Here is a 13805-nt window from a genome sequence, read left to right on the forward strand (position 1 = left end):
TCTTTTTTATTTGGAAATTCAAAGTAGGCTATTTTAATTCAAAAAAAATCTATTCATTTGTGTCATTATTTATCGGAAATGATGCAAATTATTGTTTTAAAGCTATAAAATTAGGTTGTTGCAACATTTGGAATACAATTGAGACGATTCGTTGAAGTCGGCATTTAACATCAAAACCACAGACATGCGTAAATTCTTATTTTACTTTATTTTTTTTATTATAATTACTCCTTTTGTTCAGGCGCAAGATTATTATTTTAAGCATTATCAGGTAGAAAATGGATTGTCTAATAATACTGTTTTGTCGTCATTACAAGATGAAGATGGCTTCATGTGGTTTGGTACTAAAGATGGTTTAAATCGATTTGATGGGTATCGATTTAAGACTTATCGCGGTACTTCTGATCCAATTCATAGTTTAGGAAGTAACTATATTCAATCCTTACATGAATATAAAGGGATTATTTGGGTTGGTACAGATAAAGGATTGTATAAATATGATAAAAAATCAGATCGTTTTAGTGTTCTCAATGAAGCAATAAATGATAGAATTGCAGCAATTGAACATGATAATCATGGAAATCTATGGTTTATTTCGGGCAATATTCTTTATAAATATTCAACGCTTAAAAAAGAGACAACCACATTCAATCCTAATCGTTATTTTATAGCTACTTCTGTCACAAGAGATGAAAAGGGGGAAATATGGGTTTCGTCTTTAAATAAACTATATCATTATTCAGAAGAAAGTTTGTCTTTTGAGACTATTTCACTTGAAAATGAAACTACGGCTAAAATAAATTATAGAATTACGGTGATTTATGCTTTGGATAAAAATAGTATAGTAATAGGTACTCAGGAAGATGGTGTGCTGTGGTATAACCGCATTAGTAAAAGTACAGTGGTGTTGCCATTCTCTGCGAAAGAGTCATTGTTTGTAAGACAATTTAAAAAGAAAGGAGCAGATGAAATTTGGATAGCCAGCGAATCGGGGGTTTTTATCTATAATATCAAAACCCAAAAATATACGAATCTAAAAAAAGATTTTAATGATCCTTTTAGTATTTCGGATAATGCAGCCTATTCGATTACAATTGATAAAGAAAATGGCGTTTGGATTGGGACTTATTTTGGAGGTATCAATTACCATCAAAAACAATACACTCAGTTTAAAAAGTATTTTCCGAAAAACAATCAAAATTCGATTAATGGTAGTGCAGTCAGGGAAATTCACAAAGATGAAAACGGAGATTTTTGGATTGGTACAGAAGATGCTGGTTTGAATAAATTCAATCCCAAAACTCAGGTTTTTACTTCATACAAACCAGGAACAGGAAAAGGCTCAGTGTCCTATTACAATATTCATGCTTTAATAGCCCGGAAAGACAAAATTTGGATAGGGACTTTTGAGCATGGCTTAGATGTTTTAGACAGCAAATCAGGGAAAGTGATTAAGCATTACAGTGCTAATAACGAAGTGGGAGGCCTCAGAAGCAATTTTATCTTCAGTTTTTATGAAACAAAGAAGAAGGAACTTTTAGTTATAACTTCGTTAGGGATTTACAAATACAATCCATTATTGGATCATTTTGATGTGCTTAAATGTTTTCCGGAAAATATGCATTATACGTCATTTATGGAAGATAATGAAGGGAATTATTGGGCTGGAACTTACAGGGACGGATTGTTATTTTATAATCCTAAAAACAGGAAAAATGAAATTTTCAGATACAACTACAAGGACATAAAAGGGATCAGTAATAATTCTATCAATTCTATTTTTCAGGATTCTAAAAAGAATTTATGGATTGCCACAGAAAACGGATTGAATTTCTTTAATAAAGCCAGCCGATCTTTTACAAAGTACAACACTAAGAACGGATTTCCGAGCAATGTTTTCTATTCTATTTTAGAGGATGATCAGGATAATTTATGGATATCGACCTCAAAAGGCTTAGTGAAGTTTGGCCCAAAACAAAACAGAATTAAAATTTATACTACTGCAAATGGCTTGTTAAGCGACCAGTTTAATTATAATTCAGCATTTAAAGATGCAAACGGCGATATGTATTTCGGAAATCTGAACGGAATGATTAGTTTTAATCCTAAAAATTTCACTAAAAATAAATATGCACCTAAAACCTTTATAACCGGTTTGCAAATCAACAATCAGGATGTTCAGGTAACGGATGAAAATTCGCCTATAAAAAAATCAATTTCATATATTGAGGAGTTGGAGTTGGAACACGATCAGTCGTCTTTTAATATTGAGTTTGCGGCCTTAAATTACACTGGAGCTGAGTTGACGGAATATTGGTACAAACTCGAAGACGTAAATAAAGATTGGGTTTATTTAGAGAGAAATAACAAAGTTTTCTTTACCGAACTCTCTCCGGGAACTTATGTTTTTAAAGTGAAATCACTGAACAGTTTTGGGGTTTGGAGTAAAGAAATTGCTATTAAAATAAAAATCAGTCCTCCGTTTTGGGCCAGTACGTATGCGTATTTATTGTATTTTATATTGATATGCTATGCTTTGTTTATGATTATTCGCTATTCTAATCATTTGAGTCAGCTAAAAAATAACCGAAAATTGAAACATCTGAATGATGAAAAAGAAAAAGAAATTTATCAAGCTAAAATTGAATTTTTTACCAATGTAGCCCACGAAATAAAAACACCCTTAACGCTTATCAAGAGTCCTCTGGAAAAACTGTTGCAGTTTGAATATGAAACGCCCGAGATTCCGCAGAATCTCTCGATAATGAAAAAAAACACTTCCCGATTATTAAAATTGGTTAATGAACTTTTAGATTTTCGGAAAACAGAAATTGGCGGTTTGAAACTCACTTTTGTCGAGGCTAATATTTCGTCAATAGTGCGGAATATGCATCTTAGGTTTAGCCAGCTTATTGAAGAAAAAAATATTGATTTCAAATTAGAATTAAGCGAAAGGGATATTTATGCTTTTGTGGATAAAGAAGCTTTGAAAAAAATAATGAGCAATCTATTCAGTAATGCCATTAAATATTCTGAAAATAAAGTTGTTGTGAGTTTAATCAGGGATGAGAAAAAACTAAAATTAATAGTCAAGAATGATGGGGATATGATTCCGGGTCATTTGAAAGACAAGATTTTTGAACCTTTTTTCAGGGTTGATAATATGGATAACAATTCAGGAACCGGAATCGGCTTGTCTTTAGCGCAGTCCTTAGCACAGCTTCATAATGGAAGTTTGCAGTTGGTTTTTTTTGAGCCTGAGATGAACGTTTTTGAACTGATAATGCCTTTGCATCAGGAAGAGGAGTTTATGTTGTATGACGAACAGGCTAAAGATATAGAAAGTAACGAAAATAAAATTCCAGAGCCAGAAACCAAAAGTGAGAAAAACACCATTTTGGTTGTGGAGGATAATGAAGATTTATTGCAGTTTATAACAAAGGAATTACTTCCGTTTTATATTGTTTTTAATGCGAGTAATGGAGAAGCAGCGTTGGAAGTGATTCATAATGAAAATATTTCTCTGGTAATAAGTGATATTGAAATGCCCGTTATGGATGGAATTACACTTTGTAAAAAAATCAAAACCAATCTCGAAACTAGTCATATTCCGGTTATACTATTAACTGCCAAAAATTCGTTGAAATCCCAAATTGACGGACTTGAAGTGGGAGCGGATTCCTATATTGCCAAACCTTTTTCTATGGAATATTTAAAAGTACAGTCTTTAAACCTGATAGAAAATAGGAAACAAATCATGAAATATTATGCGAGTTCCCCGCTTTCTCATATCAAAAGTATTGCGCATAATAAAACAGACGAAGCATTTTTGAAAAAATTAGACGAAGAAATCATAAAAAACATAACCGATCAGAATTTAAGTGTCGAATCGCTTTCGGAGATTATGAATATGAGCAGATCGACCTTGTACCGAAAAATCAAGGATATCTCGAATTTGAGTCCGAATGAATTGATTAACGTTGTTAGATTGAAAAAGGCAGCCGAATTACTGCTTAATGAAGACTATAAAATGTATGAAATCGCCGAGATGGTAGGTTATAAATCACAAACCAGTTTTGGTAGAAATTTTCAAAAACATTTCAAAATGTCACCTTCGGATTATATTTCTATGAAAAAATAGTTAGGAGGTTTAACCTATTCTTTGCCTTATTTTTCAAATTAGTTGGTATTAAAAAAAACATACAGCAGTAATAGATTGAACCTAAAAGTTTGGACAAATTTATAATTAATTCAATTATGACATTTTTATATTGACATTTTACTGTAAGTATAAAAAACATAGATTCACTAAAAAAAAAATACTTTAACAGAAAATAAAAAAATAAAAAAATAAAAAATAATTTATATTATGAAATTTAAATATACAATAAATGTTTTTTTGTTGCTCTTACTTGCTAGTAGTGCACATGCTCAAAATAGAAATAATTCAGTTATAAAAAACTCCTTAAATTATGGAAAGTCTGTAGCTGTCTTTGGGGGGTCTGTTTCTGTTATTCCTGAAAGTGACAATGCGAAAAGAATGTGGGAAAATCACTTAGGAATGACTATTGTTAATTTTGGAGTTTCCGGGGCAGGGTTTTCTTTATTTCAAGGAAAATCTTTACAAAATCAAGTTGATGAAGCAGGAGTGTTTGATATTTACATTCTGTGGGCTTCAACAAATGATTATACAAATAATAGAGCTATTGGGAATTATTCGGATTACACAGAATTCGATCATTATAATAAAGAAAAATTGATAACCCAGGCAGGTGGTATTAACTACTGTATTAAAAAGATCTATGAATTAAACCCCAAAGCAATAATTTACTTTTTTACATCAAGTAAAGCTTTTAATGAAGTAGGAGGGTATGATCCATTTATTGAAAATGGGCTAAACAAATATGTTGAAATGCAAAAAAAAATTTGTGAACTTCATGGAATTCCATTTCTAGATCAATTTTCTTTAGGTGGATATAATATGCATAATAAAGATTTATATTATAAAGACGCTATACATATGAATGCATTAGGATATAAAAAACTAGGTGAATTACAAGTTTCGTTTCTGGCTTTTCCATAATTGATTGTTACTTGTTAAATTAATAAGGTGATTTAAATTTAATAACTTTCGAATTAAAAAATCTCTGAATGAATCTAAAAGTGTTTTTGAAATCACTTAGAAAAAACAAAAAAGAATTCTCAGTAATCAATAAATAGTATGCAAAGCCATAACCAATTAAGATTATTTTTAATCGAAAGATATCTACTTAAAACAATTCAAGGTGTTCGACTATCGAACACCTTAGTTGTAACAATAAGAAATTAACAGTCATATTTAAAAAGATTTCAGGTTATGGGGGTACAAAAAATAAGATACTATATTAGATTTAATAATTATTTTTTTGAGAAGATAAGTTATGATGTATCATTAAATAAATAAGATTTCTCCAAAACTGCAATTTGCATTAGTTTCATTTATGACCGATTTTTATTTATCGTAAATTCGTCTTAAAACGAATACTTTCTTATTTTTCTAAAAGAACAGATTTTCCATTAATTTTGAATCGACCAATTTGAGTATCATCAGAACCATCAGGTTGTTTTCCTCCTACGGAAATAGTAAACCATCCGGATTCTATTACGCGTTGGTCTTTATTATTGATTAACGATAGTTGTCTGGGAGTGATTTTAAAGTGAACCGTTTTTGTTTCTCCTTTTTTTAGATTAATGCGTTCGAAACCTTCTAATTGCCATATCGGACGAGGAGTTGATGCTTTTTCATCTTTCAGATATAATTCGACTACTTCATCTCCATCACGTTTACCAATATTCGTTACATCTATAGCTATTTCAAATTCTTTTTCAGCATCAATAGTATCAGGAATTTGTATGTTGCTGTATTTGAATTTAGTATAACTCAAACCAAATCCAAAATGATACAATGGTTTTTTATCGAAATAACGATAAGTTCGGCCTTTCATGTCATAGTTTTCAAAATCAGGCAACTGATTGACTGATTTGTAATAAGTAACCGGCAATCGACCCGCAGGATTGTAATCACCAAAAAGTACATCAGCAATAGCATTTCCGCCTTGTTGACCTGGATATCCTGCAGTTAAAATAGCAGGAACATTATCATTTGCCCAATTGACAGAAAGGGCACTTCCGTTTATTAAAACCAAAGTCACAGGTTTTCCTGTTGCTACAATGGCTTTCATTAATTCTTCCTGATTAGATGGTAAGTCAAGACTGGTACGGTCACCTCCATCAAAACCATCTGCTTCTACTTTCATTTCTTCTCCTTCCAAACGTTCATTTAATCCTAAAACAAGGACTACAGCATCTGCCTGATTAGCAATCTTAGTAGCTTCCTGAAGAAGATTTTCCTGTGGTTCTGCCCATAAAAGTTGTGCAATAGCATCACCATAGTTATTTTGGTATTTAGCTTCAATTTTATATTTTTTTCCAGCTTCTAATTCTATTTTCTGCTCTCGAATACGTGGATGATGATTGTTTTTTCCTCCAGTATTTTTTCCGCCTTCTATTTCAACAGTCATAAAAGGTTTTGACCATTCAGAAATGGAGTAAGTTCCTGTTTTTTCCACCACAAGGTAACCATTCCATTTCACGCTGTAATTGCCCATTTTTAAACGAGGATCTGGCGTGTTAATATCCCAATGAAAATCAATATTATCATCTGTACGTGTAAAAAGTGGTTTTCCTTCCCATTTTGTATTGTCAAAATATTCGGCCGTTAATCCTTGTGTACCGTTTTCATTTTGAAAATTAATTGATGGAATCACCTTCATTTCAGGAACTCCTTTAGCAAGATCTGTTCCTTTGGCATACAGAACTTTTACATTTGGTTCTAATTTGTTTTGGATACCTTTTAATACCGTAATTGGATTACTGGGAATTCCACTGTAATTTCCCCATAAAGACTGAGTATCATTGGCATTTGGACCAATTACAGCAATAGTTTTGAGGCTTTTTGAAAGAGGAAGCGAATTATTCTGATTTTTTAAAAGAACAATACTTTTTTGCGAAGCTACTCGAGCCAGATAATCGTGAGCCGGGTTATTATTTACCGAAAATGGAATTTGGGCATAAGAAACCATTTCTACCGGATCAAACATGCCTAGTCTAAAGCGGGCAGTAAATAACCGTTTTAGAGTGATGTCAATATCGGCTTCAGTTAGTAATTTTCGTTCCAATGCTTCTTTCAATGATTTATAACTGCTTCCGCATTCTAAATCCAATCCTGTTTTTACTGCCAGAGCAGAAGCTGATGCCGCATCGGGAGTTATTTTGTGGTATTTCCAAATATCGGTTACAGCTCCGCAATCAGAAACGATATAGCCATTAAATCCCCAATCATTTCGAAGAATATTAAATAAAAATGGACTTGCACTTGCAGATTCTCCTCTGAAACGGTTATAAGCTCCCATTACCGAGTACACATTTCCTTCTTTTACTAAAGTGCGGAAAGCAGGAAGATAGGTTTCGTAAAGGTCAATATTACTTGTTTTAGCATTAAAGTAATGACGTGAAGGTTCTGGTCCTGAATGTACCGCATAATGCTTGGCAGTTGCCACAACTTTAAGGTATTTTTCATCAGTTCCCTGAAGACCATTAACATAATTAAGTCCAAGTTGTGACGTTAAATAAGGGTCTTCTCCATAAGTTTCATGACCACGGCCCCAACGAGGATCACGGAAAATATTGACATTTGGCGACCAAAACGTTAATCCCTGATACATTCCATGCTGACCTCTTCTTAAATATTCATTGTTTTTGGCACGAGCTTCGTCTGAAATAACATTGGCAACATCAAAAATTAATTGACGATCCCAGGAAGAGGCAATAGAAATAGATTGCGGAAAAACGGTTGCAAAACCAGCACGGGCAACACCGTGTAAGGATTCATTCCACCAGTTATATTCGGGTACGCCTAAACGTTCAATGGCAGGTGAAGAATCCATCAATTGACTAATTTTTTCATCTACAGTCATTCTTGCGATCAAATCATTTACTCGTTGTTCAATAGGTAAAGATGGATTTTTAAACTTAAAGTCTTGCTGTGCAAATGATGTGACAGTTATTAAGTTTATAAAAAACACTAATGAATTTATTTTTCTCATAGGTTAGTATCGTTTTTTGATGGTGATTTCTAAGTACATTTTGCGTGGGAATTTACGACCAATTATTGAATTATTTACTTATTGTTTTTTAGAAAATTATTATTAATTAATAAAGATTTTCTTTTGAAGCCAAACAAAATTAGTTGTTTAAGTTTTATTAGTTTGGCTAAATTGCTATTTAAAGTAGGAGGGAGCGCTTGATGTTTATTTTTATGAGGGAACTTCTTTGGAAAACTTCGAAGTACTGCAAAGAGGAAAATTAAATTTGTTATACAACCACTTTTAACAATAATTGAATTTTAAGCACTATTTTTCAAGACAATGGGAATGGAATTCAAGTCATGATTTATATAATTCTAATTGCATCAATATTACTCTTGAGTTATATAAACAGGAAAAGAACAGAATCTTCCTGAGCACAATAACATTAGAGGGAAACATTATTTTAATACTTCAAAACTGTTCGCAAAATTAAAAATAGCAAAAGCAGACGGCACTTACTTAAGAGAACTTGCTCAAATACAAAGGCAGGATGTTATAATTCTTGATGATTTTGGAATGCAGGCGCTAGACAATCACAACAGAATTACACTCTTAGAGATCATTGAAGACAGACACAATAGGTTCTATCATTGTCACCTCGCAAATACCAGTTCAGGGATGGTATGATATTATTGGGGAGAAAATCATAACAGATGTAATTTTAGACCGGTTAATATACCAACGGCACAGGGCTGAATTGCACGGGGAATCTATGAGAAAGAAAAAAAGTATAAATAAGGGATAATTATTTTTGAATATAAATTAACAAATGAAAAAAGTAATTTTTTGAAATAAATAAAGGTGCTCACTTTGCACCGAAACTTGGTGGTCAATTTATATTAATTAATTCTAAGACAAAGGTATGCTTTTTTATGACAAACTAGGACAAAAAATGTTGAAAACAGATTTTGAAAATTGGATTAAGCAATTTATCATTTTTAGTTGATTACGTTTTTTAAAGAGGAGTCGAAGGGGCGCAATTAGACACTCTATACATGTTTTGACTTTCTTAAACAATTTTTATTTTATTGTAATATGTTGTTTTTTTATTCGATTTCAGAATGATTTGTCTTCTGTGTAATTATGAGTTGTATATGTGTTTTAGGCTTTTAATCTTAAACACTTGGGGGATTACTCCAAGTGTTTTTAATTTATTTCTGTTGTACTTATTGCTTGAACTTACAAAGTATTTAATTCTAGTATATAAAATTATTCCTTTTTAATTTTAATTTATAAATTTGAACTCTTCTATAAATTATCTTTAAACCAAATCTAATATTAGATTAATGAAAAAATCAATCATTATTTGGCTGGTGTTTTTTTTGACCAGTCATTTAAGTTTTGCACAATATTCTAATTTAAAATTCGAAAATTTTGATACCAATAAAGGGCTTTCCAGTAGCACCAGTGTCGAAATATTTCAGGATAGTGAAGGTTTTTTGTGGTTTGGGACTATTGATGGTCTGGATAAATACAATGGATACGAATTTGAGATTTACCGTCCTGTTATAAACGATGTTCATTCCATAAGTAATAATCGAATTAATGCGATTACCGAAGATAGTAAGGGGTATTTATGGGTGGGAACCAGTAATGGCTTAAATGTTTTTGATAAAAAATCACAAAAATTTTACCGAATTAACCTTTACAAGAAAAAGACCGAAGGATTAAATTTAAGGGAAGAAGTAAACAGTCTTTTATTTGATAAAAAGAATAATGTTCTATGGGTGGGAACAAAGAATGGATTATTGAAACTGGATTTAACTTCTGTTAATGCTCCGGATTTCAGTACCTTGAAATACACCCGTTATACAGCAAATGCTAAGAATGTAAAATCCATAGATAATAATAATGTAACTAATCTTATTCAGGATAAAAAAGGAACGATTTGGATAGGAACAGGAGGGAATAATTTACATCAATACAATTCCAAGACCGATAGTTTTAATCGAATTAAAATAGTTTTTGAAGCTAATCAATACTTGAATCATCTGCCTAAACAGATTTTGCTGGATAAAGAAGGTAATTTTTGGATAGGAAATGATTTGGCACATCTCTATCTGTTTAATGTTTACAAAAAAACAGTTAAAAAAATCGCTCCGGTTAATCAAAGCATTCCTGTTTTTCATTTGTATCAGGATAAAAAAGGAACCGTATGGGCAGCAACCGATGGAAGCGGAATCTATTTGTTAGATAAAAATAAAGGATTGGTACAGCATCTTTTGCAAAATCAGGATGATCCATTTTCTCTACCTAATAACCAACCGTCAAAAATTTTAGAAGATAAAAATGGAATTTACTGGATTGCGAGTTATAATAAGGGAATAAATAAACTGGCATTGTCTAAATCTTCTTTTGGACATCATTTCTATAAATCTAATAGCGAGAAAAGTTTAAGTACTAAAATTGCTCAGTCAGTAATTGAAGACAGCCGAAGAAGGATTTGGATAGGTACTGATGGAGGAGGCTTAAATCTTTTTGATGATACAAAAGGCACTTTCAAACATTTCAAGGCCATTCCGGGAAATACTAATTCTCTCAGTTCCAATAAAATTTTATATCTTTTAGAAGGAGATAATAATGATTTGTGGGTATGTACCTGGGATAAAGGCTTGAATCGATTTAATACTAATTCAGGCCAGACCAAAAGATATGAAAACGACCCGAGAAATCCTTTTTCCATTGGTCAAAATACGGTTTGGTGTGCGGCTAAAGACAGTCAAAATCGTTTATGGCTAGGTACATCAACGGCAGGATTGAATTTATTTGACGTTGCAACTGAAAAGTTTTATCAGTTTAAAAATAACGTCAATGATCCCAAAAGCATCATCAGTAATTTTGTTTTTTCCCTTTTTGTAGATTCTAAAAACCGACTGTGGGTAGGGACTTCACTTGGACTTTGTTATGTGAATTTAAATGCTTTAAGTTCGAAGATTCCAAAAAGCATCCATTTCGAAGAAATAAAGATTAAGAATATTCAAGGAAATCGTATCAATCATATTACCGAAGATTACAAAGGAAATATCTGGATTGGTAGTGATATGGGGTTGTATCAGTTAGACACTAGTTTAAAATTAAAACAAACCTATTCTTCTGAAAACGGACTTCCTAATAACTTAGTGGTTGGATTACAGGAAGACAATAATAAGCATATTTGGATTAGTACCAAAAGTGGTTTGTCATTATTGAATCCGAAAACACAGAATATCAAGAATTTTAATGTTCATGACGGATTACAGGGATTAGAATTTCAGAGTAAATCGATAGCAAAAACCTACGATGGGAGAATCATTGTAGGTGGAATTAACGGATTCAATATTTTTTATCCAAATGACATTTCGTTGAATTCAGATAGAGTGAAGCCAATTATCACCGAACTTAAAATTTTTAATAAGCGAATCAATGCAGGCGATGCTTTAAATGACCGCATACTTTTTGATGAGTCAGTGTCAAATCTTAAAGAAATTGAGTTAAAGCATAATGAAGGTTATATTTCATTTGGTTTTGTGGCTTTAAATTATCAAAATCCGGAGCGTGTTAAGTATGCTTATAAGATGGATGGTTTGGATAAGGAATATATTAGTGTAGATAATAATAGAGTGGCTAATTATGCTAATCTGGCTCCGGGTAACTATACTTTTGAAGTCATGGCTTCAATAGACGGACAATGGAAAAATGCCGAGAAAACAAGTATTTTGGTTCGGGTGTTGCCCCCTTTTTGGAAAACATGGTGGGCTTATGTCTTGTATGTTATTCTTTTTGCTGCTTTTATATGGTTTGGTTTGGATTATTACACCAATAAAATCAATGAAGAAAAAGAGCATGAACTGGATCAGATGAAATTGCGATTTTTTATCAATGTTTCCCATGAATTTAGAACTCCACTCACTTTAATATTAAATCCTGTAGAGAAAATTTTGTCTCATTTTAACGATGCTGAGGAGGTAAAAAAATCGGCAGTAATGATTCAAAAAAGTAGTAAGCGATTATTGTATTTGGTTGATCAGCTTTTGGATTTAAGAAAAATGGATTTGGGTAAATCACATTTGGAAATCACTAATTTAGATATAGTCAAGCTTTGTAAAGATACTTTCTTCCTGTTTGAAGATTTGGCTAAAACTAAGAATATCAAATTTGTATTCGATTCTCCATTAAAGGAATATTATGGAAAATTTGATCCGGATAAAATTGAAAAAATGTTGGCTAATTTATTGTCTAATGCTATAAAATTTACCGATAATGAAGGAGTTGTTACGCTTTCATTATCAGAAGTTACAGTGAATAGAAAGCGTTATAAATGGTTGTTTTTTAGTCCAATTATTACTCAAAAAATGATTCAGATTAAAATTAGTGATACAGGTATTGGTTTTAAAAAGAAACAGTTAAAAGAAGTATTTCAACGTTTTTTTCATGCCGATTCTTCAAAAACAGGAACAGGTATTGGACTAAATTACACTAAAAGTCTTGTTGAATTGCACAAAGGATATATTTCGGTTGAAAGTAAATACAAGGAAGGAACAACTTTTAGTATCACTATTCCAGCTGATTTAAAAACGGATATGAAGTTACCAAAAAAGGCTACTACATTGAATGTACAGGGCAAGGAAATGAATGCCTTACAATCGGCTGAATATGAAATAGACATTGCAGATGAAAACACTAATCCGCTTATTGTTAATGTTGAAAGTGAAAAAATAAGTAAACCGGTTGTGCTTTTAATAGAAGATAATAAAGTACTTCGCAATCATCTTAAAACGGAATTAAGTGATTTGTATCAGGTAAAAGAAGCTCCAAATGGAGTAGAAGGATTGGAAAAAATCAGAAAGTATTTCCCTGATATTATTATTAGTGATGTTATGATGCCAAAGATGGATGGTTTCGAATTGTGTCATCAGGTTAAAACCGATTTCGAAATCAGTCATATTCCAATTTTGTTATTAACGGCCAGAAATTTAGATGAGGATGTGGTGCAGGGCTATCAAACGGGAGCTGATGGCTATATTGCAAAACCTTTTAACATGTCGGTTTTGAGAGCCAGAGTGATCAATTTACTGGAAGCCAGAAAACGCTCCAGAGAACGTTTTGCAGCCATTGGAGGAATTGTTTCTTCCTCAGATATTACAATTAATTCCTTAGACGAACAGTTTTTAGACAAGGCAACAAAAATTGTGATTGATAATGTAAGCAATATCGATTTTACGTTGGATGATTTAATAGGGAATATGGGAATGGGAAGATCTCAGTTTTACAGAAAAATTAGTTCGCTAACCGGACAAAATCCTAGTAATTTTATTCGGACTATTCGATTAAAATATGCCTCCGAATTGTTATTGACCAATAATTTGTCAATTAAAGAAATAGCATATAATTGTGGTTTTAATTCCACAGCCTATTTTACAAAAACCTTTAAGGAAGTTTTTAAAGTTACCCCTACCCAGTATATTCAGGATCAAAAAGAGAAGACAGAAGAGTAGGAGTGTTTACATAAAATGATAAAAGGAGAGCTCAATTTTTTAATTAAAATTGGGCTTTTTTTATTTCAATTATCATGATTTTGTCTAATTATGGAGCTTCTATGTTGTAAAAATAAGCTAGATTGTAAACTATAAAAAAAACTTA

General features: G+C 31.9%; 6 protein-coding genes. 5 read left to right on the forward strand and 1 reads right to left on the reverse strand.

What is annotated here, in order from left to right:
- The first annotated feature begins 184 nt into the window (after positions 1–184).
- Positions 185–4141, forward strand: a complete 3957-nt coding sequence (locus AAGV33_RS15565) for a hybrid sensor histidine kinase/response regulator transcription factor (protein WP_373393237.1) — start codon at positions 185–187, stop codon at positions 4139–4141.
- Positions 4142–4369: 228 nt separating this feature from the next.
- Complete coding sequence (locus AAGV33_RS15570; RefSeq protein ID WP_373393239.1) at positions 4370–5083, forward strand: SGNH/GDSL hydrolase family protein; 714 nt, start codon at positions 4370–4372, stop codon at positions 5081–5083.
- Between the two features lie 445 nt (positions 5084–5528).
- On the opposite strand, the gene AAGV33_RS15575 is transcribed toward AAGV33_RS15570, so the two are convergent.
- Complete coding sequence (locus tag AAGV33_RS15575; RefSeq protein WP_373393241.1) at positions 5529–8144, reverse strand: beta-glucosidase; 2616 nt, start codon at positions 8142–8144, stop codon at positions 5529–5531.
- A gap of 426 nt (positions 8145–8570) precedes the next feature.
- Here AAGV33_RS15575 and AAGV33_RS15580 point away from each other — a divergent pair, with 426 nt between their 5' ends.
- From AAGV33_RS15580 to AAGV33_RS15590, 3 genes are all read left to right on the forward strand, one after another.
- Positions 8571–8813 (forward strand): ATP-binding protein, encoded by a 243-nt coding sequence (locus tag AAGV33_RS15580; RefSeq protein ID WP_373393244.1) that lies wholly within the window; start codon positions 8571–8573, stop codon positions 8811–8813.
- Positions 8749–8931, forward strand: a complete 183-nt coding sequence (locus AAGV33_RS15585; protein WP_373393242.1) for an ATP-binding protein — start codon at positions 8749–8751, stop codon at positions 8929–8931. The genes AAGV33_RS15580 and AAGV33_RS15585 overlap by 65 nt, the downstream gene beginning before the upstream one ends.
- Before the next feature lie 541 nt (positions 8932–9472).
- Positions 9473–13660: a two-component regulator propeller domain-containing protein gene (locus AAGV33_RS15590; RefSeq protein ID WP_373393243.1), complete on the forward strand. Its 4188-nt coding sequence runs from the start codon at positions 9473–9475 to the stop codon at positions 13658–13660.
- The last annotated feature ends 145 nt before the right edge of the window (positions 13661–13805 follow it).

This window comes from Flavobacterium magnesitis (genome assembly GCF_041729735.1).
GTDB lineage: Bacteria > Bacteroidota > Bacteroidia > Flavobacteriales > Flavobacteriaceae > Flavobacterium > Flavobacterium magnesitis.